At 65.6% G+C, this 26,547-nt stretch carries 24 protein-coding genes; 13 read left to right on the forward strand and 11 right to left on the reverse strand.

The features are described 5' to 3' along the window. Positions 1 to 143 precede the first annotated feature (143 nt). Both QT382_RS05855 and orn read right to left on the reverse strand, forming a co-directional pair. Complete coding sequence (locus tag QT382_RS05855; RefSeq protein WP_289253097.1) at positions 144 to 1,958, reverse strand: chorismate-binding protein; 1,815 nt, start codon at positions 1,956 to 1,958, stop codon at positions 144 to 146. 11 nt (positions 1,959 to 1,969) lie between these two features. Next, positions 1,970 to 2,545, reverse strand: a complete 576-nt coding sequence (gene orn, locus QT382_RS05860; protein WP_289253098.1) for an oligoribonuclease — start codon at positions 2,543 to 2,545, stop codon at positions 1,970 to 1,972. 98 nt (positions 2,546 to 2,643) lie between these two features. On the opposite strand from orn, the gene QT382_RS05865 reads away from it, so the two are divergent. Genes QT382_RS05865 through rsgA form a run of 3 tightly spaced genes read left to right on the forward strand, consistent with a single transcriptional unit; the run spans position 2,644 to position 5,185 of the window. Then, the gene (locus QT382_RS05865; RefSeq protein ID WP_502929824.1) at positions 2,644 to 3,939 is read left to right on the forward strand and encodes a M48 family metallopeptidase; all 1,296 of its coding nucleotides are present in this window, start codon (positions 2,644 to 2,646) and stop codon (positions 3,937 to 3,939) included. Further along, positions 3,936 to 4,280 carry a 4a-hydroxytetrahydrobiopterin dehydratase gene (locus QT382_RS05870; RefSeq protein WP_289253099.1) on the forward strand — a complete coding sequence of 115 codons (345 nt, stop codon included), beginning with the start codon at positions 3,936 to 3,938 and terminating at the stop codon, positions 4,278 to 4,280. Before QT382_RS05865 ends, QT382_RS05870 begins: the two co-directional genes overlap by 4 nt. Then, positions 4,277 to 5,185 (forward strand): ribosome small subunit-dependent GTPase A, encoded by a 909-nt coding sequence (gene rsgA / locus QT382_RS05875; protein ID WP_289253100.1) that lies wholly within the window; start codon positions 4,277 to 4,279, stop codon positions 5,183 to 5,185. Before QT382_RS05870 ends, rsgA begins: the two co-directional genes overlap by 4 nt. A gap of 6 nt (positions 5,186 to 5,191) precedes the next feature. Here rsgA and QT382_RS05880 read toward each other — a convergent pair whose 3' ends face one another. The 5 genes from QT382_RS05880 to QT382_RS05900 all read right to left on the reverse strand — a co-directional run bounded on the left by QT382_RS05880 (position 5,192) and on the right by QT382_RS05900 (position 8,604). Beyond that, on the reverse strand, positions 5,192 to 5,461 hold the full coding sequence (locus tag QT382_RS05880; protein WP_289253101.1) for a hypothetical protein: 270 nt from the start codon (positions 5,459 to 5,461) through the stop codon (positions 5,192 to 5,194). Between the two features lie 30 nt (positions 5,462 to 5,491). Beyond that, positions 5,492 to 6,256 (reverse strand): SDR family oxidoreductase, encoded by a 765-nt coding sequence (locus QT382_RS05885; RefSeq protein WP_289253102.1) that lies wholly within the window; start codon positions 6,254 to 6,256, stop codon positions 5,492 to 5,494. 49 nt (positions 6,257 to 6,305) lie between these two features. Then, on the reverse strand, positions 6,306 to 6,587 hold the full coding sequence (locus QT382_RS05890; RefSeq protein ID WP_289253103.1) for a hypothetical protein: 282 nt from the start codon (positions 6,585 to 6,587) through the stop codon (positions 6,306 to 6,308). A 155-nt stretch (positions 6,588 to 6,742) separates the two neighbouring features. Further along, positions 6,743 to 7,798 (reverse strand): 6-phosphofructokinase, encoded by a 1,056-nt coding sequence (locus QT382_RS05895; protein WP_289253104.1) that lies wholly within the window; start codon positions 7,796 to 7,798, stop codon positions 6,743 to 6,745. Positions 7,799 to 7,893: 95 nt separating this feature from the next. Further along, positions 7,894 to 8,604, reverse strand: a complete 711-nt coding sequence (locus tag QT382_RS05900; protein ID WP_289253105.1) for a hypothetical protein — start codon at positions 8,602 to 8,604, stop codon at positions 7,894 to 7,896. A 127-nt stretch (positions 8,605 to 8,731) separates the two neighbouring features. On the opposite strand from QT382_RS05900, the gene QT382_RS05905 reads away from it, so the two are divergent. Next, positions 8,732 to 9,292 carry a YaeQ family protein gene (locus QT382_RS05905; RefSeq protein ID WP_289253106.1) on the forward strand — a complete coding sequence of 187 codons (561 nt, stop codon included), beginning with the start codon at positions 8,732 to 8,734 and terminating at the stop codon, positions 9,290 to 9,292. Between the two features lie 18 nt (positions 9,293 to 9,310). On the opposite strand, the gene QT382_RS05910 is transcribed toward QT382_RS05905, so the two are convergent. Continuing rightward, complete coding sequence (locus tag QT382_RS05910) at positions 9,311 to 9,982, reverse strand: TlpA family protein disulfide reductase (RefSeq protein ID WP_289253107.1); 672 nt, start codon at positions 9,980 to 9,982, stop codon at positions 9,311 to 9,313. A 342-nt stretch (positions 9,983 to 10,324) separates the two neighbouring features. Between QT382_RS05910 and QT382_RS05915 the strand changes: the two genes are divergently transcribed. Beyond that, positions 10,325 to 12,391 carry a prolyl oligopeptidase family serine peptidase gene (locus QT382_RS05915; protein WP_289253108.1) on the forward strand — a complete coding sequence of 689 codons (2,067 nt, stop codon included), beginning with the start codon at positions 10,325 to 10,327 and terminating at the stop codon, positions 12,389 to 12,391. After that, positions 12,391 to 13,254: a DUF924 family protein gene (locus QT382_RS05920; RefSeq protein WP_289253109.1), complete on the forward strand. Its 864-nt coding sequence runs from the start codon at positions 12,391 to 12,393 to the stop codon at positions 13,252 to 13,254. Before QT382_RS05915 ends, QT382_RS05920 begins: the two co-directional genes overlap by 1 nt. On the opposite strand, the gene QT382_RS05925 is transcribed toward QT382_RS05920, so the two are convergent. Next, on the reverse strand, positions 13,251 to 14,948 hold the full coding sequence (locus QT382_RS05925) for a long-chain fatty acid--CoA ligase (protein WP_289253110.1): 1,698 nt from the start codon (positions 14,946 to 14,948) through the stop codon (positions 13,251 to 13,253). The two genes, QT382_RS05920 and QT382_RS05925, sit on opposite strands and share 4 nt — an antisense overlap. Positions 14,949 to 15,090: 142 nt before the next feature. Here QT382_RS05925 and argG point away from each other — a divergent pair, with 142 nt between their 5' ends. After that, positions 15,091 to 16,425, forward strand: a complete 1,335-nt coding sequence (gene argG, locus QT382_RS05930) for an argininosuccinate synthase (RefSeq protein WP_289253111.1) — start codon at positions 15,091 to 15,093, stop codon at positions 16,423 to 16,425. A gap of 68 nt (positions 16,426 to 16,493) precedes the next feature. Next, on the forward strand, positions 16,494 to 18,047 hold the full coding sequence (locus QT382_RS05935; RefSeq protein ID WP_289253112.1) for a S10 family peptidase: 1,554 nt from the start codon (positions 16,494 to 16,496) through the stop codon (positions 18,045 to 18,047). A gap of 9 nt (positions 18,048 to 18,056) precedes the next feature. On the opposite strand, the gene murB is transcribed toward QT382_RS05935, so the two are convergent. After that, on the reverse strand, positions 18,057 to 19,085 hold the full coding sequence (gene murB / locus QT382_RS05940; protein WP_289254701.1) for a UDP-N-acetylmuramate dehydrogenase: 1,029 nt from the start codon (positions 19,083 to 19,085) through the stop codon (positions 18,057 to 18,059). A gap of 87 nt (positions 19,086 to 19,172) precedes the next feature. Here murB and QT382_RS05945 point away from each other — a divergent pair, with 87 nt between their 5' ends. From QT382_RS05945 to xdp1, 4 genes are all read left to right on the forward strand, one after another. After that, on the forward strand, positions 19,173 to 19,661 hold the full coding sequence (locus QT382_RS05945; protein WP_289253113.1) for a YajQ family cyclic di-GMP-binding protein: 489 nt from the start codon (positions 19,173 to 19,175) through the stop codon (positions 19,659 to 19,661). A 16-nt stretch (positions 19,662 to 19,677) separates the two neighbouring features. Continuing rightward, positions 19,678 to 20,337: a retropepsin-like aspartic protease family protein gene (locus tag QT382_RS05950; RefSeq protein WP_289253114.1), complete on the forward strand. Its 660-nt coding sequence runs from the start codon at positions 19,678 to 19,680 to the stop codon at positions 20,335 to 20,337. A gap of 49 nt (positions 20,338 to 20,386) precedes the next feature. After that, a complete protein-coding gene (gene prsT, locus QT382_RS05955) occupies positions 20,387 to 23,221 on the forward strand; it encodes an XrtA/PEP-CTERM system TPR-repeat protein PrsT (protein ID WP_289253115.1) in 2,835 nt (944 codons plus the stop codon). Positions 23,222 to 23,364: 143 nt separating this feature from the next. Continuing rightward, complete coding sequence (xdp1, locus tag QT382_RS05960; RefSeq protein WP_289253116.1) at positions 23,365 to 24,186, forward strand: exosortase-dependent surface protein XDP1; 822 nt, start codon at positions 23,365 to 23,367, stop codon at positions 24,184 to 24,186. Between the two features lie 59 nt (positions 24,187 to 24,245). On the opposite strand, the gene QT382_RS05965 is transcribed toward xdp1, so the two are convergent. Further along, entirely contained in the window at positions 24,246 to 25,223 is a 978-nt protein-coding gene (locus QT382_RS05965; RefSeq protein ID WP_289253117.1) for an isoaspartyl peptidase/L-asparaginase family protein, read from the reverse strand. A gap of 143 nt (positions 25,224 to 25,366) precedes the next feature. Between QT382_RS05965 and QT382_RS05970 the strand changes: the two genes are divergently transcribed. After that, positions 25,367 to 26,545 carry an acyl-CoA dehydrogenase family protein gene (locus tag QT382_RS05970; protein ID WP_289253118.1) on the forward strand — a complete coding sequence of 393 codons (1,179 nt, stop codon included), beginning with the start codon at positions 25,367 to 25,369 and terminating at the stop codon, positions 26,543 to 26,545. Positions 26,546 to 26,547 lie beyond the last annotated feature (2 nt).

Genomic DNA, 26,547 nt, shown 5'->3' on the forward strand with positions numbered 1-26,547 from the left:
GGGGAACGGCTTCGGTCGTTGGGGGGCATGTTGCCTCGTCGGCAACAGCAGGGGCTTCCGCCTTGCGGCGGCTCTTGGTCGTGGTGGCCATGGATGGGGTTCGGTGAAGCGCAGCGCGAATGCACTGGCGTGGGAATCGGGTGTCAGGAAGCTTTCGGAGTAGCAGGCAGCAGCTCGGCCGGGCACCAGCCCCGCAAGCTGTTGAAGAAGGCCAGGCGCTGGGCCCGGCTCAAGTCTGAAACGGTCAGCCGCGCCTCGGCGATGCGGCCCTGGGCCAGCAGCTCCTCGCGCAGCACGCCAGGCAGCAGGCCCGCCTCGCGCGCAGGGGTGAGCCAGCGGTTGTCGATAAGCAGCGCAATATTGCCTATCGTGCATTCGGTCAGTTCGCTGCGCTGGTTCCAGAGCAGCAGGTCGAAGACGCCAGCCGGCTTGGTCGTCGCCAGGGCCTCATAGAGTTCGCGACGCGTGGTCTTGTGCTGGATGAACTCGGCAGCCGCGCCTTCGGTCTCAATGGCGGCAGGCGCGAGTGCGAGTTGCAACGGCAGCGCGGTATCGCCCAAGGGCTGGGCCTCGATGTTCGGCTGCCCGTCGACACCAACGGTCAGCCTCACACGCCACACGCCCTCGGGATGCGAGACTGCAATGGCATTCAGCGCCTCGCGCACCCGCGAAGCCGACATGCGGATGCCGAAGTGCTGGGCGGTGCGCTGTAGCCGCGCCAGGTGTCCGCCCAAGCGCACGAACTGCCCGCCTTCCAGGCGCAGGGTCTCCAGTGCCGCAATCGGCGCCTCGGCCCTGCGCAGGAAGCGCATCTTGGCCCGCCATTCGGCGATCTCGGCCTCGGCCGACGAGTCCAGCGTGATCGCGCTGCCGATGCCACAGCGCAGGCCCGCCTCATCCTGCTCGACGGTGCGGATAGGCACATTGAAGGTGGCGATGCCGCCCGGCTGAATCAGCCCCAGGGCACCGCAATACCAGCCGCGCGCAGCCGGCTCCAGCTCCTCGATGATTTGCATCGCCCGGATCTTGGGCGCGCCCGTGACCGAGCCGCAGGGGAACAACGCTGCGAACACATCGGCCAACTGCGTGCCGGCCCGCGTGACGGCCGTCACCGTCGAGGTCATCTGCCAGACCGTTGGCAGCGCATGCAGCTCGAACAAGCGCGGCACGCGCACCGAGCCCAGGGCCGCGATGCGGCCCATGTCGTTGCGCAGCAGGTCGACGATCATCAGGTTCTCGGCCCGCTCCTTCTCGCTGGTGCGCAGATAGGCTTGGGCCGCCTCGTCCTCGACCACGTCGCGTCCGCGGGCGGCCGTGCCCTTCATGGGCTGGGCCGCCAGCAGCCAGGTGCGCGGACCTTCGGGCAAAGGGCGCCAGTCGAAGAACAGCTCGGGCGAGACACTGGCCACGCCGGCCTCGCGCAGGAACAGCGAGAAGCCGCCCGGCTGGCTGCCATGCAAGGCCAGGAAGGCCCGGCCCAGGTCTGGTGCCGCCTGGGCGGCCCGGACCCGCGTGGTCAGATTGACCTGGTAGCAGTCGCCGCTGCGGATGTACTCCCGCACGGTCTCGATCTGGCTGGCTTCGTCGGCGTCGAGCTGGGTGTCATGCCAGTCCAGCAGTCCTGTGCCTTTGGAGTCGGAATCGGGCCAGGCCTCGGGGGCTTGTTCGTAGACCGCGAACTCGACCAGCGCCTGCTTGGCCGGTTGGGTCCTCAGCGCTGCATCAAAGGCCGGCGCCGCTTCGTAGCGCAGCCCCCCCAGCACCCAGGCACCAGCGCGTGCGGCACTCTCCGCCTCCGCCAGCACAGCAAGCACCTGGCCGGCATTTGTGGCACGCAGCCAGCGCAACGGCGGCCCATAGAAGGCGCCGCGCACCCGTTCTCCGTCCTCGCGGGACAGCGGATGGCGTGGGAAGTCGAAGGCCGCCCAGAGCTCCTCGGGGCGGTGCGCTGCACTCATGGCGTCGCGATCTACAGGCTCAGGAAATGTTCGCGGTAGTAGGCCAACTCGTCGATGGATTCGTGGATGTCGGCCAGGGCCGTGTGGGCTTGCGCCTTCTTGAAGCCGTCCAGGATGCCGGGCTTCCAGCGCTTGGCCAGCTCCTTGAGCGTGGAAACGTCGAGGTTGCGGTAGTGGAAGAAGTCTTCCAGCTTGGGCATGTAGTTGGCCAGGAAGCGGCGGTCCTGGCAGATGCTGTTGCCGCACATGGGCGACTTGCCGGCCGGCACGTACTGCTTGAGGAAGGCGATGGTCTGGGCCACGGCCTCGTCCTCGGTGATGGTCGAGGCCTTGACCCGGTCGATCAAGCCGCTCTTGCCGTGCGTGCCCTTGTTCCAGTTGTCCATCGCATCAAGCGTGGCGTCGCTCTGGTGGATGGCGAACACCGGGCCTTCGACGCGCACGCTCAGCTGCGGATCGGTCACGACGACGGCGATCTCGATGATGCGGTCCTTGTCCGGGAACAGGCCGGTCATCTCCAGGTCGATCCAGATCAGGTTGCTGTCGCTGATGGCCAGCGTGGCGCTCGGGCTGTCCGGGCTGCTCATGGGAATCCTTGTTGCTTCACAGAATGGGGCCGCGCATTGTGATTGAAGCCAATGCCGGACTGAGGTCCGGCATTGTCGCAGCCCTACACTTGCCACCCATGCCCTCCAGCATTTTTCCCCTGCCCGCCCTGTCCGCCTCGCTGCTCAGCCTGCTGTTCGCCGTGGCCCTGATCCTCAGCCTGGCCCTGAAGTTCTGGCTGTCCAGCCGCCAGATGCGCCACGTGATGCAGCACCGCGACCGCGTCCCGGAGCCGTTCTCGAGCAAGGTGCCGCTGGACGCACACCAGAAGGCTGCCGACTACACCGTGGCGCGCGGCCGCTTCGGCCTGCTGGCCCTGGCCTGGGACAGCACCCTGCTGCTGGGATGGACCTTGCTCGGCGGCCTGGGCCTGCTGAACGCCTGGGTCTATGGCTGGGCGGCCGAACCGCTGGGCATGCTGGGCTACCAGTTGGCCCTGCTGGCGGTGTTCGCCTTGATAGGCATGGTGCTCGAACTGCCGTTCGAGCTCTGGAATACGTTCCGCATCGAACAGCAGTTCGGCTTCAACCGGATGACGCTGCGCCTGTTCTTCGCCGACATGGCCAAGAGCCTGCTGGTCGGCGCCCTGATCGGCCTGCCCATCGCCGCGCTGATCCTTTGGCTGATGCAGGCGGCCGGACCTTGGTGGTGGCTGTGGGCCTGGAGCGCCTGGATGGGTTTCAACCTCCTGATCCTGGTTCTGTACCCGACGGTGATCGCACCGCTGTTCAACAAGTTCCAGCCGCTGGCGGACGAAGCCCTGAAGGCCCGCGTCGAAGGCCTGATGGCGCGCTGCGGCTTTGCCTCCAAGGGCCTTTTCGTGATGGACGGAAGCCGCCGCTCTGGCCATGGCAATGCCTATTTCACCGGCCTGGGCGCGGCCAAGCGGGTGGTCTTCTTCGACACGCTGCTGGAGCGGCTGGCCCCGGGCGAGGTTGAGGCCGTGCTGGCCCATGAGCTCGGCCACTTCAAGCACAAGCATGTGCTCAAGCGCATGGTCTCGATGTTCGCCTTGAGCCTGGCCGGCTTTGCCCTGCTGGGCTGGCTGACCACGCAGATGGGCTTCTACCTGGGTCTGGGCGTGCAGCCGAATCTGGCGGCCCCCAACAATGCCATCGCCCTGCTGCTGTTCATGCTGGCGTTGCCGGTGTTCGGCTTCTTCTTCACGCCGCTGGGCAGCCGGCTGTCGCGCAAGCATGAGTTCGAGGCCGATGCCTATGCACGGGCCCAGAGCAGCGGCGCCGACCTGGCCTCGGCCCTGCTGAAGCTGCACGAGGACAATGCCGGCACGCTGACGCCCGACCCGGTGTTCGCCCGCTTCTACTACTCCCATCCGCCCGCCAGTGAACGCCTGGCGGCGCTGCAAGCACGATGAGCCCCATTCCCGACCTGCTGTTCGCCCGCTGCGAACCCCGGCGTGATGCGATCGCCGCCGCCCAGCTGGACACCTGGCTGGCGCAAGTGCCGGGCTGGATGCCCGACCCGGACCGCAAGCTGATTGCCCGCCGCTTCGGCTTCGAGAATTTCTACCAGGTGATGGCCTTCGTCGATGCCGTGGCCGAGATCGCCCATGCGCAGGACCACCATCCCGAGATGCTGGTCGGCTACTCCGCTTGCACGGTGAGCTACAGCACCCATTCGGCCGGCGGCCTGACCGCCAATGACTTCATCTGCGCGGCCCAGGTCAGCGCGCTGCCGGAGGCCACCGGCGAATGAGCGTCCGGCACTCGGACCTGGATCTGGGCCTGGTCGTGCGCGGCCATGGCCGCCACTACATCGTCGAAGACAGCGAAGGCCGGCGCCGTGTCTGCCACCCGCGCGGCAAGAAGAGCGACTGCGTGGTCGGCGACCAGGTGCGCTGGGCCGAGACCGGTGACGAAGGCGTGATCGAGGCGGTCGAGCCGCGCCGCAATCTGCTGTTCCGCCAGGACGAGTGGAAGACCAAGAGCTTTGCTGCCAACCTGGACCAGCTGCTGGTCCTGGTCGCGGTGGAGCCGGTGTTCAGTGAGAGCCAGCTGAGCCGAGCGCTGATCGCGGCCGAGAGCGCCGGCATCACCACCCGCATCGCGCTGAACAAGACCGACTTGCCCGGCGCCAACGCGGCGCGCGAACGGCTGGCGCCTTACCGCGCCATGGGCCTCGAGGTGATGGAAGTGGCGCTTCGAGCGGATCCGCAAGCCTCCAGCGCCCTGCTACTGCCCTGGCTGCAGGACAAGCGCACCTTCGTGCTCGGCCCCAGCGGCACGGGCAAGAGCACCCTGATCAATCTGCTGATCCCCGATGCCCAGGCCCAGGTCGGCGACATCTCCCAGGCCCTGAACTCCGGCCGCCATACGACCACCACGACGCAGTGGTACTGGGTGGACACCGAACGCCGGACAGCGCTGATCGATTCACCAGGCTTCCAGGAGTTCGGCCTGCGCCAGATCGATCCGCAGCAGCTACCGCTGCTGATGCCCGACCTGCGAGCTCATGCGAGCGACTGCCGTTTCTACAACTGCACGCACCAGCACGAGCCGGGCTGCGGTGTTCGAGCCGCGGTGGACAGCGGCGCGATCAGCAACTCGCGTTATCGCATCTACGGCGAGATCCTGGCCGAGCTGACCAGCAAGCGCTGGTAATCCGGACTACTCCAGCCGGGGCGCTCCAGAGCCCGGCACTTCCCGCGCCTCCACATCGACCACATCGCCGACGGGCTGGCGTGTACTGCCTCCCGGGCGGTACTGGGTAGCGCGACGGAAGCGGCCCATGTCGATAGTCGGACGGCGGCCGCGCACCAGGCTCCAGACCAGCAGCACGAACATGGTCACGAGGGCCACCAGCACCAGGCCGACCACGAAGACCAGGGTGAAGACCGTCAGCAGGATGCGCAACAGCAGGGAGAAGATTCCGGACATGGCTTTCTTTGAAATGGAGGAGAGCAGGCGTCAGCCGCGGCCGACGAAGGGCATGGCCGTGGCCATGACGGTCATGAACTGGACATTGGCCGAAAGCGGCATCGAGGCCATGCAGAGCAGCGCATCGGCCACCTGCTTCAAGTCCATGGTCGGCTCCACCGCCATCTGGCCATTGGCCTGCCGCACGCCCTGGGTCATGGGCCTGGCCATGTCGGTCAGCGCATTGCCGATGTCGAGCTGGCCGCAGGCAATGTCGAAGGCCCGGCCGTCCAGCGACAGCGATTTGGTCAGGCCGGTGATCGCGTGCTTGGTGGCGGTGTACGGAGCCGAATTGGGTCGGGGCGCATGGGCCGAGATCGACCCGTTGTTGATGATGCGACCGCCACGCGGCGACTGCTTCTTCATCAGCCGGAAGGCGGCTTGGGCGCAGAGGAAGCTGCCAGTCAGGTTCACGTCCACCGATGTCCGCCACTGCTCCACGGGCAGTTCGTCGATGGGCACCGAGGGCACAAAGAGTCCGGCGTTGTTGAACAGCAGGTCGAGCCGGCCGTAGTCGGCCTCCACACGCTCGAACAGCGCCCTGACTTCCTCCGGTCGGCTGACGTCGGCCGCCACCGGCAGGCAATTCGCCGGATGACTGGCCGCCGCCGCGGTCTTCTGCAGCGCTTCGAGCCGGCGACCGGCGAGCACCACTTGCCAGCCTGCCTCAGCGAGCGCCAGCGAACAGGCCCGGCCGATGCCACTGCCTGCACCGGTCACCAGGGCGATCCTGGCTTGCTTGTCGTCTTGGGTCATGCATCCGCCTGTTCCAGCCAGGCGCGATGATAGTCAGGCCCGCAGGCCCTTACTGCGCCGCGGTCGAACGGGCGGCGACGCGCTGGCCGTCCAGCGTACGCTGGCCGTCGATCACGACGCGCGGCAACTGTGCCACCGTCTGGTTCTCGCGAGCGCGGGCCACCTGGGTTTCGATGCTCTGGCCGGTGATCTCGACGCGCGGCAGCTGAGCCACTTGCGGGTCGGCGTGGACCGTCAGGGCGCTGGCACCAGCAGCCGTGATCATGATGGCGAACACCAGGGCCAGGCGCTTGACTTGGGCGTAGCGGTCGTAGCAGTAGATGCGGTTCATATTGGCCTCCTTGAGCCGTGCAGCGGGTCTTTGTTCTGCTGCGATGGACCGAATCATGCCCAGGGCAAACCCTAGGCTCCAGCACCATGCGATCAGAGGCTGGATCGGGCGATGAACTGCAGCTGGCAGTGACGAATGACTCGGACGCCAGCCCGTCAACCTAGGCAAACACCTAGATCATGGGCCGCAATGAGCAGCTCGTGACTTTCAGGGATCTGGCGCATGCGACCAGCCACGTCGATCAGCGGGACTGCACGGCACTGCCCCTCTTGCAAAGCAACCATATGACCAAATTCACCCGCCACCACCATGCGCGCGGCTTGGACACCAAATCGGGTGGCTAGAACCCGGTCGAATGCCGTGGGGTTGCCTCCGCGCTGCAGATGACCGAGCAAGGTATGGCGCACTTCCAGGTCTCCCCCGAGCCGGCGCTGAAGTCCTTCGGTCACCCGCTGACCCACGCCGCCGAGCCGCTCGACCGAGCCGGGACCGGATTGGAGGACCAGCTCGCCGCCAAGTTCGTGCGCACCCTCGGCTACACAAACCAATGCAAAGCCCTGCCGGCTACATCGATCAAAGCAATGGGCCGCCAGGACATCCGGATCAAAGGGCCGTTCTGGCAACAGCATTGCATCAGCGCCGCCAGCCAGCCCACCTTCCAGCGCAATCCAGCCTGCGTGCCGGCCCATGGTTTCTACAACCATCAGGCGACCGTGGCTGCGCGCCGTGGTTTCGAGACGGCCCAGCGCCTCGGCGACGACGGCAACAGCGCTGTCGAAGCCGAAACTTCGCTCGTTGTGCGCAACGTCGTTGTCGATGGTCTTGGGGACGCCAACGACGGGAACACCAAGCCTCGCAAATCGCTCCGCGATGGTCATCGTGCCATCACCTCCGATTGCGATCAGGGCATCGACGCCAGCACGATCCAAGGTTTCAATTGCACGCGCTGACACATCGCTGCCGCCTGCGCCGAAATAGTGAAAGGGATCCGCGCGATTGTGGGTGCCCAGCAGGGTGCCGCCTTCGTTGACGATGCCTCGCACCCCCGCCGCGTCCAGCTTGCGCACCCGGCCTTCGATCAGTCCGAGGAAGCCGCGTTCAATGCCGAGGATCTCCGCACCGTGCTGCTCGATCAATGCAAGGCTGACTGCCCTGATCACTGCATTGAGGCCTGGGCAGTCGCCCCCTCCCGTCAGAATGCCGACACGCATGGCAGTACGCTCTCCTGACCGGAATCCTGCCATCGGCCGAGTGGACGCTCAAGCGGCGCCTCCCGGCGCCGCTTGATCCAGCTCAGCAAGCGCGCTTACTTGGCGGCCGATGCAGCGACTGCAGCAGCCTTGGCCTTGGCTCGTTCAGCCGCGACAGCCTTCCAATCGGCTTCTTCGTATTCCTTGCCGACGCATTTGGCCTTGTGATCGGTCTTGTCGTCTTTCAGAGCTTCGATCCGCTCGTTCAAGGCAACCTTGGATTCATTGTGCGGCCCGACTCGGACGTCCAGCGCTGCCTTGTTCTTCAGCAAGGTCTCGCGGAGCTTGTTGTAGTCGTCGATGCGGGCTTGCACGGCGATCCGACGCTCATCGAAGTCCTTGATCTTCTTGAGCATCTCATCCTTCTTGGTCTTGCCTTCCTTCTGCTCCTGAAGGAGAAGTTCGTTGGCCTTGTTCAAGCCAACGACGTCGTCATTCAGCGTAGCGCCCATCTTGTTGAAATCGTCGGTGGCCTTGTTGCTGTCGTCCATGGCCTTCTTGAGCTCGTCCTGACGCTCGTCAAAGGCCTTGATCAGCGGCGGCAGCGCCAGTTCCTCGGACTCGATTCGCTCGTTGATTTCCTGGCATTCACGAATCTGGTAGCGCGACATCACGACGGCCACGGGCTTGGGCTTGTCCACGACCGGCTTGCTGACCTTGTTGTTCTTCGGGTCGACCTTGGCCTTGGGATTGACCGTGGTCTGGGCCTGAGCCAACGAGGCAACCAGGGCAGCGACGGCTACGGAGATCAGGAGGCGATGCTTCATATAAGGACGACTCAGTTGGCGCCCGGCAGCGGCCGGGCCGGAAATGAAGGGCTGAATCATGCCACGACCCGAGCCCCTTCCTGTATCAGAAGATAATGCCGGCCCCGACGAGTCCGCTCCCAAATCCATGGCACTCAAAGCCACCATCTACAAGGCCCAGCTGCAGATCTCCGACATGGACCGCCATGTCTATGGCGAACACAGCCTGGTCATCGCCCGCCATCCCAGCGAAACCGACGAGCGGATGATGATCCGCGTGCTGGCCTTTGCGCTGCACCTGCCGGCTGACGATCTGCGCGGCCGCCTGGAATTCACCAAGGGTCTGTCCGACGTTGACGATCCGGACCTCTGGCAGCTCGATCTGACCGGCGAGGTGGTGCACTGGATAGACCTGGGCCAGCCCGATGAGCGCCGCATCATGAAGGCACATGGCCGCTCCGAGAGGGTCACGGTGATCAGCTTCGCTTCCAGCACCCCGGTCTGGTGGGCCGGCCTCGAGAACAAGCTGACCCGCGCGCCCAAGCTGAGCGTCTGGCAGATCCCGGCCGATCAGTCGCAGGCCCTGGCCGCCCTGGCCGAGCGCAGCATGCAGCTGCAGATCAGCATCCAGGACGGCAGCATCTATGTCTCGACGGCCAACGCCTCGGTGGAAATCCACCCGCAGCCGCTGCGTCGCGCCGACGACTGATTGGCGGACTGCGCCGGTTCAACCGCCGTTCTTGGCGACCAGCTCCTTGACCCAGGCTGCCAACTCGCCATGCTCGGCGCGGCCGGCGGCTTCGTCGGCGGTCGGATCCTTGCCCAGCACACGGTAGCCGAGCAGGCGGCCCTTGGGGTCCAGCACGGCAAAACTGGGATAGGACTTCACGCCAATCGATTCGTTGAACGACTTGCCTTCGATGGCGATCGGCCAGTTCAGCTTGTACCGGTCCACATAGCGCTGGGCCGCCGACTTGTCGTCAATGGTCACGGCCAGCAGATTGAGCTCCGGATGCAGTTCGCGGAACTTGTTCAGTGCAGGCACTTCGGCAATGCAGGGCGTGCAGGCTTCGAAGAAGAAGCTGATCACACTGTAGCGGCCGGTCAGCGCTGATTTGTCAAAGCTCGCGCCATTGAGGCCTGTCAGCTTGAAGTCCGGCAGCAGCTGACCCGGCTTGACTTTGAATGAAGCGGCATGGCCCTCGAGTTCGCTCTTGACCATCTCGGCCGTCTGGTCGCTCATCCGGAACTCGAACGTGCGGCCACCGTCCTTCTTCATGATGGCAACCGACTTGCCGGCCTTCATGTGCGCCATCAACTGGGAATAGCTGGAGTCGTTCCCCTGAGCGTCCTTGTAACTGATCTTGGCATTCGACGAGATCGAAAAGCTCTTGAGCATTGCCAACTCTTCGGCAGACCGCTGCGTCTGAGCAGGCTCATCGGCCCGAGACACCGCCATCGACAACAGCAAGGCACTGGCCATCAGAAATGCACGGTTCATTCCGAATCCTCCATCCATGGGTCGTTGGGTGCGCCGGATGCTAGGGACGCACACCGCCCCTGTCAAAAGTCAGCAGCCAGGGTTTTCATCTCCTCCGTTCAGGTGATCGGGCACTCCACTGGCCAAGACATAGACTGCCGCCCATAGCCACCGACCTCTGGAATCCCAGTGCCCGCCAGCCTCTCTCGCCTCATCAAGCCCCTGGTACTGAGCAGTCTCGTCAGCATCACCTCCCTCGCCATGGCCGACATCAAACCGCAAGCGCCCACCGACCCGTTCGAATGGCTGGAAGACGTGCAGGGCGAGCGTGCCCTGGACTGGGTCCGCCAGCGCAATGCCGTCACCCTAAAAGAACTGCAGAGCCGTGCGGACTACGCGCCCATCCGCGGGCAGATGATGGAACTGCTCAAGGCCAAGGACCGCATCCCGCAGATCTACCGCATCGGTTCCTCGCTCTACAACCACTGGCAGGACGACAAGAACCCGCGCGGCCTGTGGCGCCGCACCAGCCTGGCCGAGTACCGCAAGGCCGAACCCCAATGGGAGACCGTGCTGGACCTGGACGAGCTGGGCCGGACCGAGAAGGAAAACTGGGTGTTCGGCGGCCTGACCTGCCTGGCGCCGGCCTACCGCCAATGCCTGCTGATGCTTTCGCGTGGCGGCGCGGACGCCGTCGTGGTGCGCGAGTTCGACCTGATCGACAAGCGCTTCATAGCACCAGAACAAGGAGGCTTCTACGTTGCCGAAGCCAAGACCGATGTCGGCTGGATTGACAAGGACACGCTGTTCATAGGCAGCGACTTCGGCCCCGGGTCGCAGACCGACTCCGGCTATCCGCGCCAGGTCCGGCGCTGGCAGCGCGGCCAGCCGCTGAAGGACGCTGCGCTGGTGTTCGAAGGCAAGACGCAAGACGTCTCGGTCTCGGCTAGCGTCGACCACACGCCAGGCTACGAGCGCGTCATCCTTCGCCGCGGCCTGGACTTCTACAACCAGGAGACCCATCTGCTGCAGGACGGCAAGCTGGTGCGGCTGGACCTGCCCACCGACGTCAGCCCGAGCTTCTGGAAGGATCGCCTGCTGCTCAGCCCGCGAAAGGCCTGGACCGTGGGCGGCAAGACTTACCCGGCCGGCAGCCTGCTGGCCATCGATGCCAAAGCCTTTCTGCGAGGCGACCGCAAGTTCCAGCAGCTGTTCGGCCCGACCAAGACCCGCTCGCTGGCCGGCTACACGACGACCAGCCAGCACCTGCTGCTCAATATCAGCGACAAGGTCGCCAGCCGGCTGGAAGAGTGGAACTTCGCCGGCGCCAAGCCTGTCCACCGCAAGGTCGAGGCGCCCTTCCCGGGCACGCTGAGCACCTCCAGCCTGTATGACAGCGAGCTGCCCGACGACGAGCTGGCCAACCGCTATCTGATCAGCTACAGCGATTTCCTGACGCCCAGCACGCTGTCGCTCGCCCAGGCGGGCAACGACCGCCGCGAGCTGCTCAAGTCTGGCAAGACCCGGTTCGATGCAACGGGCATGCGAGCCGAGCAGCTTGAAGCGCGCAGCAAGGACGGCACCCGCGTGCCCTACTTCGTGCTGTGGCCGGCCGGCGCCAAGGCCGATGGCAACAACCCCACCCTGCTCTACGGCTACGGCGGTTTCGAGATCCCGCTGCAACCGGGCTATTCCGGCGGCATGGGCCGGGCCTGGCTGGCCCGTGGCGGCGTCTACGTGATGGCCAATATCCGCGGCGGCGGCGAGTTCGGCCCGACCTGGCACCAGGCCGCTACCAAGGCCAACAAGCAGCGCAGCTACGACGACTTCATCGCCGTGGCCGAGGACCTGATCAAGCGCAGGATCAGCAGCCCGCGCCACCTGGGCATCATGGGCGGCAGCAACGGCGGCCTGCTGGTCGGCGCCACCTATGTGCAGCGGCCCGAGCTGTTCAATGCCGTGGTCTGCCAGGTGCCGCTGCTGGACATGCGCCGCTATCACAAGCTGCTGGCCGGCGCCTCCTGGATGGCCGAGTACGGCAACCCGGACGATCCGGCCGAATGGCGCTTCATTTCCAAGTACAGCCCCTACCAGAACCTGCAGGCCGGCAAGCACTACCCCAAGGTGCTGTTCACCACCTCGACCCGCGACGACCGAGTCCACCCCGGCCACGCCCGCAAGATGGCGGCGCTGATGCAGGCCCAGGGCCACAAGATGCTGTACTACGAGAACATCGAGGGCGGCCATGGCGGCGCCGCGGACATCGAGCAATCGGCTACCCTGCTGGCCCTGGAATACAGCTATCTGTGGCAGCAACTGGGGCGTTGATGGGCGACGAGCAGCAGCACGAACTGGACATCCGGCCGCGCACCGGCGGCTTCAGCGCCGAGGTGGACGGCCATGCGTTGGAACTGGACGTGATGCGCAGCGGCGACCAGCTGGTGTTCCACCACACCGAGACCGCGCCCGAGCTGCGCGGCCGCGGGCTGGCCGGCCGCATGGTCGAGCATGGCCTGCTCTGGGCGGCCGAGCAGGAGCGCCAGGTCATCGCCAGCTGCAGCTACGTGGCGCTCTGGCTGCGCAAGCATCCGGACTGGCAGCGCCTGACGGAGCCGGTTGAGGTGCAGCAGTTGCTGAACTTCTGGTTTGGCGCGCTGGGCAGTGCCGAGCATGGCCAGGTCCGCGGCGAATGGTTCCGCAAGAGCGCCGCCTTCGACGACCAGATCCGGCAGCGCTTTGGCGCCCAGCTCGAAGCCGCGCTGTCGAGCGGGCTGGAGCTGTGGGCCAAGACGCCCTGGGGCAGCGTCGCCCGCATCCTGCTGCTGGACCAGCTGACCCGCAACGCCTTCCGCGGCACGGCGCGTTCGTTTGCTGGCGACGCCCTGGCGCTGAAAACCAGCCTGGCCTTGCTGGACGGTGGTCAGTATGCCCAGCTGGGCACGCTGCAACGCTGGTTCGCGCTGATGCCACTGGAGCATGCCGAAGACCTCGCGCTGCAAGACCGCTCGGTGGCCGAGTTCCGCAAGCTCGCCGCCGAAGACCTGCGGCTGCAGGGCGCGTTCGACTATGCAATCAAGCACCGTGAGGTGATCCAGCGCTTCGGCCGCTTCCCGCACCGCAATGCCATCCTCGGCCGGACCAGCACCGTCGAGGAGCTGGATTACCTGGCTCAGCCGGGCGCCGGTTTCTAGCGCGGCTCGCGTTCCTGCAGCACCCGCCACAGCACCTTGCCGGCGCCGCTCTTGGGCAGGCTGTCCACGAACTCGACGATGCGCGGCACCTTGTAGGCCGCCATGTGCTCGCGTGACCAGGCCATGAGGTCCTCGGCCGTGGTCTTGCCCTTGGCCTCGGCCCGCAAGACGACCACGGCTTTGACCGTCTCGCCGCGGTACTCGTCCTTGGCCGAGATGATGCAGGCCTCCTGCACGGCCGGGTTCTTGTACAGCAGCAGCTCCACTTCGCTGGGCCAGACCTTGTAGCCGCTGGCATTGATCATCCGCTTGAGCCGGTCGGTGATGAAGAAGTAGCCCTCCTCGTCCATGCGGCCCAGGTCGCCGGTGCGGAAGAACTGCTTGCCCTCGATCTCGATGAAGGCCGCTTCGGTCGCGGCCGGCTGGCGCCAGTAGCCCTTGAACACCATGGGTCCGTGCGAGACGATTTCGCCCACCTCGCCCACGGGCATCTCTTCCAGCGTCACCGGATCGATGACCCGCGAGTCGACGCCGTAGATGCCAATGCCCAGGCATTGCAGCTTGACCCGCTCGGGCGGGTTGCCATGGGTGGGCGCAGCCGTCTCGGTCAGGCCATAGCCCTCGGCAAAACTCAGGCCGAACTCCTGCTGAAGCCGCTCGGCCACGGCCGCGGGCATGGCGGCGCCACCACCGCTGAGGTACTTGAGGCTGGACAGGTCAAAGCTCTTGTAGTTGGGGCTGGCGAACAGGTCGATGATCATGGTCGGAATGCAGGTCCAGTGCGTGACCTTGCGCAGCGAGATCAGCCGCCCGGCCAGTTCGCGGTCCCAGCGCGGCATCACGACCACGGTGGCGCCGAGGAAGATCGGCCCCAGCACGCCATAGAGCAGGCCGGTGATGTGAAACATGGGCACGACCGCCAGGCTGACCGATTCCGCCGAGGCATAGCCCCAAAGGCCGCCGCCCACGCAGTTGGACATCAGCGTGCGGTTGGTGTGCATGCAGCCCTTGGGCAGGCCGGTCGTGCCCGAGGTGTAGGGCAGCAAGGCCAGATCGTCGGGGCCATGCGTCTGCGCGCCCGGCCGCAAGCCGGCCGCCAGCGCATCCGTCCAACGCGCGGCGCCGTCTGGCAGCGGATGCTCAGCCTGCAGCCATTGCTTCATCGGTTCGGGCAGGCCCAGTTCGTCGGGGATGCCGCCTGGCGGCAGGCAGTCGGCATAGCGGGTCACCAGCAGGCGCGCCTGCTTTTCTGCCGGCAGCTTCGAATTGGCGGCGGCCACGATGCCGGCCAGGTCGGCACTGCAGATGACCAGGCGGGTCTCGGGGTCGCTCAGGTAGTGGCCGAACTCCTCGGCCCGGTTCATGGGGTTCACCGGCACCATCACGGCATCGGCCCGGTTGATCGCGTAGAAGGCGATCAGGAACTGAGGGCAGTTCTGCAGATAGAGCGCCACCCGGTCGCCCTCGGCCACGCCGTGGGCCTGCATCCAGCCGGCCAAGGCCAGGGCGGCATCGCGCAACTGCCCGTAGCTGATGCTTTGGCCGCAGTAGTAGATGGCCGGCTTGTGCGGATAGCGCGCTGCCGCCACCTCCAGGTTGAACCAGAGCGTGGTCTCGGGAATGGCCAGTTCGCGGGGCAGGCGCTTGGGCCAATGGCTGGTCTGCGCCAAGCGCTGGGGACTCGTGCTGCTCATTGCTTGTCTCCGTGCTGTCCGGGCTTTCGGTCATTCTTGCCGCCCCCGCCATCGTGCGCCTGTCGCTGACTGGACAGAAGCGACCCCAGGGTTACACCCGGTTTTTGACAGAAAATGCCGGATCTCTTCCCCCTAGCCCGCCATGTCCACCATTCTTCAGCACCTCCCCGTCGGCCAGAAGGTCGGCATCGCCTTCTCTGGCGGCCTCGACACCAGCGCCGCCCTGCACTGGATGCGCCTGAAGGGCGCTCTGCCCTACGCCTACACGGCCAACCTGGGCCAGCCCGACGAGCCGGACTATGACGAGATCCCGCGCAAGGCCATGCAGTACGGTGCCGAGAAAGCCGTGCTGGTGGACTGCCGCGCACAGCTGGCCCATGAAGGCATTGCCGCCCTGCAGGCCGGCGCCTTCCACATCAGCACCGGCGGCATCACCTACTTCAACACCACGCCGCTGGGCCGTGCCGTCACCGGCACCATGCTGGTCGCGGCCATGAGGGAAGACGACGTCAACATCTGGGGCGACGGTTCGACCTTCAAGGGCAACGACATCGAGCGCTTCTACCGCTACGGCCTGCTGACCAACCCGGCGCTCAAGATCTACAAGCCCTGGCTGGACCAACTCTTCATCGACGAGCTGGGCGGCCGCGCCGAGATGTCGGCCTTCATGAACAAGGCCGGCTTCGGCTACAAGATGTCGGCCGAGAAGGCCTACTCGACCGACTCCAACATGCTCGGCGCCACGCACGAGGCCAAGGACCTGGAGCACCTGAACTCGGGCATCAAGATCGTCAACCCCATCATGGGCGTGGCCTTCTGGAAGGACGACGTGGTCGTCAAGGCCGAAGAGGTCACCGTGCGCTTCGAGGAAGGCGTGCCGGTGGCGCTGAACGGCGTCGAGTACCGCGACCCCGTGGCCCTGATCCTGGAAGCCAACCGCATCGGCGGCCGCCATGGCCTCGGCATGAGCGACCAGATCGAGAACCGCATCATCGAAGCCAAGAGCCGCGGCATCTATGAAGCCCCGGGTCTGGCGCTCCTGCACATCGCCTACGAGCGCCTGGTCACCGGCATCCACAACGAAGACACGATCGAGCAGTACCGCATGAACGGCCTGAAGCTGGGCCGCCTGCTCTACCAGGGCCGCTGGTTCGACCCGCAGGCCATCATGCTGCGCGAAACCGCCCAGCGCTGGGTGGCGCGCGCCATCACAGGTGAAGTCGCGCTGGAACTGCGCCGCGGCAACGACTACTCGCTGCTCGACACCAGGAGCCCCAACCTGACCTACAAGCCCGAGCGGCTGTCGATGGAAAAGGTCGAGGATGCGCCCTTCTCGCCGCTGGACCGCATCGGCCAGCTGACCATGCGCAACCTGGACATCGTCGACACCCGCGACAAGCTGCGCACCTACACCCAGGCCGGCCTGCTGACCTCGGGCGGCGCCAACAGCCTGCCGCAACTCAAGGGCAAAGACTGATCCCACGCCGGTTCGCCGGCGGTCAGAATCGCCGTCGCCCGGCCACAAAGGCCGACGAGGGAGGGGCGATGAAGAAGATCCAGTTGTCCGCAGTCCTGCTGGCCAGCCTGTGGCTGGTCGGCGTCCAGGCCCAGGAAGCGGCCCGTCCCGCTGAGGCGACCGCCTCGGCGCCAGCGGAGCGAGCAAGACCAGCCAGCGCAGCTATGGAGCGCCAGGTGGCGGCGGAATCCGCCGTCCACTCGACGGGCCAAGTCACCATCAAGGGCAAGCCCGTGCCCTACAAGGTCACGGCCGGCACCCAGCCGGTCTGGGACAAGGACGGCAAGCTCGTTGCCTCTCTGTTCTACACCTACTACCAGCGCACCGACGTCACAAACAAGGACCTGCGGCCGCTGGTCATGTCCTTCAACGGCGGCCCGGGTTCGGCCTCGGTGTGGATGCACATCGCCTACACCGGCCCCAAGGTCCTGAACATCGACGCCGAGGGCTATCCGCTGCAGCCCTATGGGGTCAAAGACAACCCGCATTCCATCCTCGATGTGGCCGACATCCTCTACATCGACCCGGTCAACACCGGCTTCTCGCGCGTCCTTGACCCGAAGACCGACCGCAAGTTCTTCTTCGGCGTGAACGCCGACATCTCGTATCTCGCCGAATGGCTGGGTGCCTTCGTCTCGCGCCAGGGACGCTGGCAGTCGCCCAAGTATTTGATCGGCGAAAGCTACGGCACGAACCGGGTGTCAGGTCTTGCCAAGGAGCTGCAGAACAGCCACTGGATGTACCTGAACGGTGTCATCCTGGTCTCGCCCACGGGCCTCGGCATCAAGCGTGAAGGCCCCGTGCGCGACGCGCTCAGCCTGCCCTACTACGCGGCCACCGCCTGGCACCACAAGGTCCTGCCGGCCGACCTGCAACAGCGCGACCTGATGCCGGTGCTGGCCGAGGTCGAGGCCTTCACGCTGAACGAGTTCATCCCGGCACTCGCCAAGGGCGGCTTCATCGACCCAGAGCAGCGCAAAGCGATGGCCGCCAAGATCGCGCGCTATTCGGGCTTGTCGGAGACCACGGTGCTGCAGCACAACCTGGCCGTGCCGCCCTCCTATTTCTGGAAAGACCTGCTGCGCACCCGCGGCCAGACCGTGGGCCGGCTGGACTCGCGCTACCTCGGCATCGACCGCATCGAGGCCGGCAGCGGCCCCGACTACAACGCCGAGCTCACCTCCTGGCTGCACTCTTTCACGCCAGCGATCAACCACTACCTGCGTGAGACGCTGAAGTACAAGACCGACCTGAAGTACAACCTGTTCGGCCCAGTCCATCCCTGGGACAACAGCGACGACCAGACCGGCGAGAACCTGCGCCTGGCCATGGCGCAGAACCCGTACCTGCGCCTGCTGGTGCAGTCGGGCTACTACGACGGTGCCACCACCTATTTCGACGCCAAGTACACGATGTGGCAGCTGGATCCCAGCGGCCGCATGAAGGACCGCATGGACTTCAAGGGCTACCGCAGCGGCCACATGATGTATCTGCGCTCGGAGGACCTGGCCAGCTCGAACGAACACCTGCGTGAGTTCATCAGGAAAGCCACGCCGGCCCCTGGCCAAGCGGCGAAGTACTAGACGAACCGATCAAACAACGACGGGCTCCGGCTCCAGCCGGATGCCGAAGCGGCCGTACACGCTTTCCTGGATGGCCCGCGCCAGCGTCACCACCTCGGCGCCGCGGGCCTCGCCCTTGTTGACCAGGACCAGGGCCTGTTTCTCGTAGACCGCGGCGCCGCCCACGCTCTTGCCCTTCCAGCCGCAGGCGTCGATCAGCCAGCCGGCGGCCAATTTCACCGTGCCGTCGGGCATGGGGTAATGGACGATGTGCGGATCGCGGCCGATGATGTCGCGGCACTGGTCTTCGCTGACCACAGGGTTCTTGAAGAAACTGCCGGCGTTTCCGATCACGGCCGGATCGGGCAGCTTGGCACGGCGGATGGCGCAGACCCACTCGAAGATCTGCCTGGCATCCGGTGCGGAGATGCCGGTCTCCTGCATCTTGCGTTCCAGGTCCAGGTAGCCCAGCACCGGCACCCAGGGCTTGGGGCAGCGCAGCAGCACCTTGGTTATCACGCTCTTGCCGGCCAGGCCGCCGAAGCCGGTGTGCTTGAAGACCGAGTCGCGGTAGCCGAACTTGCAGACCTCGGCCGGCAGCACGGCCTTGCGGCCGGTCACGAGGTCGACGACCTCGACCGCTTCCAACCGGTCTTTCAGCTCGATGCCGTAGGCGCCTATGTTCTGCACCGGGGCCGCGCCGGTGGTGCCGGGAATCAGGGCCAGGTTCTCAAGGCCCGGGTAGCCCTGCTCGATGCTCCAGGCCACGGCCTCATGCCAAGGCACGCCGGCGCCGACCTCCAGGATCCAGGCATCCGGGCGCTCCTCGCGCAAACGGACGCCCTGGATTTCCATCTTCAGGACCACCGGCTCCATGTCGCGCGTCAGCACCAGATTGCTGCCGCCGCCCAGCACGAACTTGGGCGCCAGGCCCAGTTCCGGGTGGTCCACGACCCGCCGCACATCGGCCTCGCTGCGGATGCGCACCAGGCGCCGGGCGGTCGCCGGCAGGCCAAAAGTGTTGTAGGGCTTGAGGTTGACGTCGAATTCGACGGCAATTGCCTGCCCATTCGGGGGGTTCACAGCAGGGGTCGACATGGCAGAATTTTCAGGCAAATTCCCCCTCCTCCCGGAACAAAGACAGCAATGCCCAGTTTTGACACCGTCCTCGAGCCCGACATGGTCGAGATCCGCAATGGCGTGGACAACAGCGCCAAGGAACTCGCCACCCGTTTCGATTTCAAGGGCACCAGCGCCCGCATCGAACTCAAGGACAAGGAAATCTCGCTGCATGGCGACAGCGATTTCCAGCTGGAGCAGATCACGGCCGTGCTGATCGACAAGCTGACCAAGCGCAAGGTCGCCATCACCTACCTCGACATGGACGCCAAGATCGAGAAGATGGGCGGCGACAAGGTCAAGCAGGTCTTCAATGTCAAGGCCGGCATCGAATCCGACCTGGCCAAGAAGATCACCGGCGCGATCAAGAACAGCAAGCTCAAGGTCCAGGGTTCCATCCAGGGCGATGCCGTGCGCATCACCGGCAAGAACCGCGACGACCTGCAGGCCGCCATCGCCCTGCTGAAGAAAGAGTTCGCAGACACGCCGCTGAGCTACGACAACTTCCGCGACTGATAGCGACCCACCTGCCATGCGCACCAACGCCCTGCTTCGCCGGTCCGCCCTGATACTCGCCCTGCTGGCGAGCCAGGCCTGCCCGGCCCAGTCCGTGGCCTTCAATGGCAGCCTGGGCAGCAAGGCGGCGCTGCTGATGATCGACGGCGAAGCGCGTACGGTGCAAGTCGGGCAGACGGTCAACGGCGTCAAGCTGACCGCGCTGAACGAGGATCGGGCCACGGTCGAGGTCGATGGCCGCCGCCAGGTGCTGGTGCTGGGCGCAACGCCCGGCCGCATCGGCCGCCCGGCCTCCGCCGAGATCAACCGACAGATGATCGTGCTGGCCTCCGGGCCCGGCGGCCATTTCACGCCGGCAGGCACGATCAACGGCCATGTCACGCAGTTCCTGGTCGATACCGGCGCCACCTCGGTGTCCATCACTCAGGCCGAAGCCGACCGCATAGGCCTGCGCTACCGCGAAGGCCGCCGCATCCTGACCCAGACGGCCAACGGCACGGTGCCGGCCCACCTGACCCTGATCGACTCGCTGCGAATTGGCGATGTCGAGGTGCGCAATGTCGAAGCTATCGTCATTCCCGGCCAGATGAGCCATGTGTTGCTGGGCAACAGCTTCCTGACCCGCTTTCAGATGAAGCGCGAGAACGATGTGATGACCCTGGTGCTGCGATACTGACGCAGCCCGCCCGATCGGGCCCCTATCGCCACCACACAAGGCTGCCTCGATGCGACGAGAGTCTCCCCGCCGCTTTGCCACGCTGTACCACGCCATCCCCTTGATCGCGGCCCTGCTGGCAGCGCATCCGGCGCAGGCGGCAGACACCGCCAAAGCCTCCAAGTTCTACGAAGACGCGCTGCGCCGCTACGAGCGCAAGGACATGGCGGGCGCCGTGGTCCAACTCAAGAATGCCCTGCAGGTTGACCGGACCATCCTCCAGGTCCATGTCCTGCTAGGCAAGGCCTTGCTCGCTCAAGGCGATCTGGCAGCGGCCGAGGTCGAGCTGGTGGAATCGCTGCGACTCGGTGTCGATCGCGCCGAGATCGCTGTCAACCTGGCCACGACATTGAGCGCCCAAGGCAAACAATTGCAGATCTTCGGCGACCCGCGCCTGGCACCCGAAGGCCTGCCCGTCAATGTCCAGCTGCCTTTGCTGCTGGTCCGCGCGAGCGCCTATGCCGACGTGGGCGATACCCGCAACGCGCTGCGGTCCATTGAGCAAGCGCGGGCGATAGACCCGAGAGATGCGTCGAGCTGGATCACCGAGGTGCCGGTCCGTATCAAGGCTCGGCAGTTCACCGAGGCCATGGTCGCGGCAGACCGCGCCCTTCAGCTGGCTCCGACGAATGGCGATGCGCACTATCAGAAGGGAACGGTTTTCCACGTGATGGGTCAGGTCCGGCCGGCGCTGGCCAGCTATGACCAGGCTCTCAAGCTCGATGCCGGCCACATTGAGGCACGGCTCTCGCATGCCGGCGTGCTGATGGATCTGGGCCGCATCGCCGATGTCGAGGCCGACCTGAAAGAGCTTGACTCGCTGGCACCCGATGAGCCGCGCGCCAGCTACCTCAAGGCACTGATCGCAGAGCAGAAGGGTGACAAGGCAGCGGCCAAGACCTTTCTCAAGGCGATCACGGAGTTGCTGGACCCGGTGCCGATAGAGTTCCTGCGCTATCGCACCCAGGCCATGCTGCTCAACGGCATGGCCCACTACGGTCTCAACGAAGTCGAGAAGGCCAAGCCCTTCCTTGAATTCGCGGCCAAGCAGCAACCCAACAGCCCGCTGATCAAGCTGCTGGCCCAGATCGCCCTGCGCGAGCCCAACGTGCCACGGGCCGTCGAGCTGCTGGAAGGCTACCTGAAGATCAATTCCGGCGATGGCCAGGCCCTGCTGATGCTGGCTTCGGCACACCTGAACCAGGGACGTCATAGCCGGGCCACCGCCTTGATGCAGGAAGCGCTGAACGCCAAGGACGCGCCGCAGTTCCGCACCGCCCTGGGTCTTAGCCTGATGCAGGGAGGCCAGAGCCTCAATGCCATCACCGAGTTGGAAAAGGCATTCAAGACCGATCCGAACCAAGTGTTCGCTGGCTTGGCCCTGGTCAACCTCTACATGCGGAGCAACCAGGGTCCCAAGGCACTCAAGGTGGCAGACGCACTCGTCAAGGCCAAGCCGAACAACGCGAGCGCCCTGATCGTCCAGGGCATGGCCAGATTGGCCGCGCGCGACTTCAACGGCGCCAAGGCCTCCTATGAGCAGGCGGCCAAGCTCGATCCCAAGATGGTCGAGCCCCGGCTCGGCCTCGCGCGAGTCGATATCACCAGCAAGGCTTTCGATGCGGCCCACAAGAAGCTGACGGCCCTGCTGAAGGAGTATCCGCGTCTGGTCGACGCCCTGCTGGAGATGGCGGCCCTGGAAGACGCCCGGGGCAAGACCGATGAAGTTCCGAAATGGTTGAACAGCGCCGTCGACGCTGCCAGTCAGCGGGAGGTCCGACCGAACTTCGCCCTGGTCGCCTGGCATCTTCGATCCGGTGACGGCGCCAGCGCCCTGCAGGCCGCCAAGCAGCTGCTGGCCAAGCTGCCGGAAGACGTCGAGGCGCTGCAGGCCTATGCAGCGGCCCAATTGGCGACCAACGACCCGCTCGGCGCCCGTACGACGCTGACCACCGCCTCGCGCCGAGCCGGCTATGAGCCGGTGACCCTGGTCTCCATCGCCGATGCGCAATTGCGGGCCAATGACCTCCCCGGCGCCGCCTACAGCCTGGAAAAGGCCCTGGGTGCACAGCCCGACGACCTGCCCGCCATGAGCCTGATGACCGTGGTGGAGCTCCGCCAAGGAGACTCGACCAAGGCCGAGAAGCGGGCCCGTCAGATCATCGCTTCGCATCCAAAGCTTGCCATCGGCCATGCCTTGCTGGCCGACACCGCCGTGGTGCGAGGGCAGACGCAGGCCGCCGTCGAGGCGCTGCGCAGGGCTCACGAACTCGACAAGACGACCGCGTCGTTCTTGCGCCTGTTTGGCTTGCTGGTCACCCAGGACGACAGCAAGCCGGCGTTCGCATTGGCTGACGGATGGATCCGGGCTCACCCCAGCGACGTGGTCGCCATCAAGGCGGTTGCGGATTCGCAGGCCCGCGCCGGCAACTTCGCGGCGGCTCGGCGAGGCTATGAATCCGTGGTCAAGCAACGACCTGACGATGTCGAGGCCCTCAACAACCTGGCCAACGTGCTGATGCGCCAGGGCGACCCTGGTGCCCTGGCGCTGGCCGACCGGGCCCTGGCTTTGGCCCCAAGACAAACCAGCCTGATCGACACCGCCGGTTGGGCCAACCACCTGGCGGGCAAGCGTGACCGGGCGCTGCAGTTGCTGCGGGATGCACGGCTCCGCGACCCGAACAACCCGGAGATTCGCTACCACCTGGCAGCCGTGCTGGCCCAGGCCGGTCGCAAGGCCGAGGCCAAGGACGAGGTCGAGGCGGCCTTGAGACTCGCCAATGCCAGTCGCCAAAGCTTCGAAAGTGCCAACCAGGCCAAGGAATTGGCAGCCACCCTTAAATGAGGGTGGTCCGACTTGTCGGTATTGTTTACATTGCGTTCCATATTCACGGCATCATTCGGCTAGACCCTTGTTCCAACACGAGTTTTTGCCGGTGGCATAGAAGCTGCTAGATACCCGAAAACCATGCATTTCGCGGAGATCCTATGAAAACGAAGACGCTGCCCAAGCTTGCCGCCCTGGTTGCTGGCTCGTTCTGCCTGCTCTGTGCGACGCCCGCGAGTGCAGATTCGACCTGGAGCCTGTCCGGCAGCGGTTGCAGCAGCCCGACTGGCGTGCCGGCCAATAGCGGCTACACCAGCGGCAACATCGGCTGCACCAATGGCGGCATTACGGCCACCATCGGCGCCTGGGCCAATACAAACAGCTCCAAGTTCGCCCAGACCAAGCTCTACAACTGGGGGTCGAACGGTTTCGGCATCGTCAGCGGCACCGAAGTCTCGGGTGACACCGGCCCGCACGCTGCCGACAACTACGGCAACCTGGAAGGCTTCCTGATCCAGCTGTCCGGCTCGATGTCGCTGTCGCAGATCGTCATCGGCTGGGACGGCAATGACGATCCGGCCAACACCGGCGGCGTCAGCTACAACGATGCAGACATCTCGATCTATCGTTGGGATGGCGGCGTCGGCAACTCGCCGACTTTCGGCAACGAAACTGCCGCTTCGCTGAACACCAATTCCTGGAAGCTGGTCAACCACCTCCAGAATGGTGGCAACAATCCGGCCGGTCCGGGCACAGACACCATCAACCTGTCGGGCACCGGCTCGTCGACCTGGTGGTTTGTCAGCGCCTACAACTCGAATGCGAATTCGGTCAAGGCGGGCTACACCGGCGACACCAATGTCGACGCCTTCAAGCTGATTTCGATCGGCGGCAAGACTCCCGGCGTTCCGGAACCCGGCACCCTGGCCCTGGCTGGCCTGGCCCTGTTCGGCATCGCCCGCAGCCGCCGCGCCGCTCGCTGAGCCCGACATTGCCGGTCTGACCCCGGCACAACAACAAGACGGCCCCTCGGGGCCGTTTTTCATTGCAAGTCCAGCTCGCCGTAAATTCCCACCAGCGGCACTGCACCGACGCGAACCTGGCCGCGATACATGCCCTCCGTATTGAAGGGCAGGCTGACCTCGCCTTCGCGGCTGACCGCGATCAGGCCGCCGCTGCCTGCGACTTGTGCCAATTTCTCGAAGACGACCCGGCGGGCAGCTTCGTCCACGGACAGGCCGGCGTATTCCATCAGCGCTCCGACCTCGCGTGCCGCAGCGATTCGGATGAAGGCTTCGCCGGTGCCGGTGCAAGACACGGCACAGCTCGCATCGCTGGCGTAGCAGCCCGCACCTATCAACGGTGAATCGCCGACCCGACCCGGCAGCTTGTTGGTCATGCCCCCGGTCGAGGTGGCGGCCGCCAGGTGGCCGGCTGCATCCAGTGCCACGGCGCCTACCGTTCCGAATTTCTTTCCTTCGTCGATGGGCGCGGCCGAGGCTGCCTGGCCATCGTGGTCGAGCAACGCGCCCAGCGCATCGGCCTGGGCCTTGCGCAGCTGCGCCAACCTCTGCGGCGTACCGAACCAGTCCGGCTCGACCATCTCCAGCCCAAGATGGGCCACATAGCGCTCGGCCGCCTCGCCGATGAACAGCAGATGCTCGCCCTGGTCCATCACGGCCCGTGCCGCGAGCACCGGATTGCGGACCCGGCTGACACCAGCAACCGCGCCGGCGCGCAATGTGCTGCCCTCCATCACGCTGGCATCCAGCTCGTGGCGCTCATCGGCCGTGTAGACCGCGCCCTTGCCGGCGTTGAAGAGCGGGCATTCCTCCAGCCTGCGAACCGCCTCGCAGACCACGTCCAGCGCCGCAGCGCCACCAGCCAGCATGGCTTCGCCAGCCAGCAGGATGCTGCGCAGCTCGGCGCGGTACTGCAGTTCCAGCTCGGCCGACATCTTGCTGCGCAGCAGTGTGCCGGCGCCACCATGGATGGCTAGGACGGGAACGGGTCTTGTCATGGCGGGCTCGGTCGACGCAGGGGCCGCCGAGTGTAGGCAATGCCTGGCTTGTCCCGGCAGCGACAAGGAAAATGCGAACGGTCGTGCTAAAACCCGCGCAGGGCCTGCCGTCGAATGCGGGCCGAGCTTTTGGAGACGCCGTCATGGACCTGAATTTCACCGCCGAGGAACTGGCCTTTCGGGCCGAGATCCGGCAATGGGTGGCCGCCAATCTGCCGCAGGACATCAGCCACAAGGTGCACAACGCCCTGCGCCTGAGCAAGGACGATATGCAGCGCTGGGCCAAGATCCTGGGCGCCAAGGGCTTGCACGGCTGGGCCTGGCCCAGGCAGTTCGGCGGACCGGGCTGGAACGCCGTGCAGCGCCACCTGTTCGAAGAGGAATGCGCCCTGGCCGGCGCGCCGCGCATCGTGCCCTTCGGCCCGGTGATGGTGGCGCCGGTCATCATGGCCTTCGGCAGCCCCGAGCAGCAGCAGCGCCACCTGCCCGGCATCATGAGCGGCGAGGTCTGGTGGAGCCAGGGCTACAGCGAGCCGGGCTCGGGCTCGGACCTGGCCTCGGTGAAATGCCGCGCGGAACGCCAGGGCGACAAGTACCTGGTCAACGGCCAGAAGACCTGGACCACGCTCGGCCAATACGGCGACTGGATCTTCTGCCTGGTGCGCACCGACCCGACGGTCAAGCCGCAGGCCGGCATCAGCTTCCTGTTGATCGACATGAAGTCGCCGGGCGTCACCGTGCGGCCCATCATCATGCTGGACGGCGAGCACGAGGTGAACGAGGTGTTCTTCGACAACGTCGAGGTACCGGCCGAGAACCTGGTCGGCGAGGAGAACAAGGGCTGGACCTATGCCAAGTACTTGCTGGCCCACGAGCGCACCAACATCGCCGACGTGAACCGCGCCAAGCGCGAGCTGGAGCGGCTCAAGCGCCTGGCCAAGGCCGAGGGCGTCTACGAGGACAGCCGCTTCCGCGACCAGATCGCCCTGCTCGAGGTCGACATCGTGGCCCTGGAGATGATGGTCTTGCGCGTGCTGTCGGCCGAGAAGTCGGGCAAGCAGTCGCTGGACGTGGCCGGCCTGCTGAAGATCCGCGGCAGCGAGATCCAGCAGCGCTACACCGAGCTGCTGATGCTGGCCGGCGGCCCCTTCTCCACGCCCTACGTCCACGAGGCCATGGAAGCCGGCTGGCAGGGTGACTATGTGGGCGCCGCCCATTGCGCGCCGCTGGCCGCCCATTACTTCAACTACCGCAAGACCACGATCTACGGCGGCTCGAACGAAGTGCAACGAAACATCGTCGCCCAGACGGTGCTGGGCTGAGG

Source organism: Pelomonas sp. SE-A7 (genome assembly GCF_030345705.1).
In the GTDB taxonomy this organism is placed as follows: Bacteria; Pseudomonadota; Gammaproteobacteria; order Burkholderiales; family Burkholderiaceae_C; genus JAUASW01.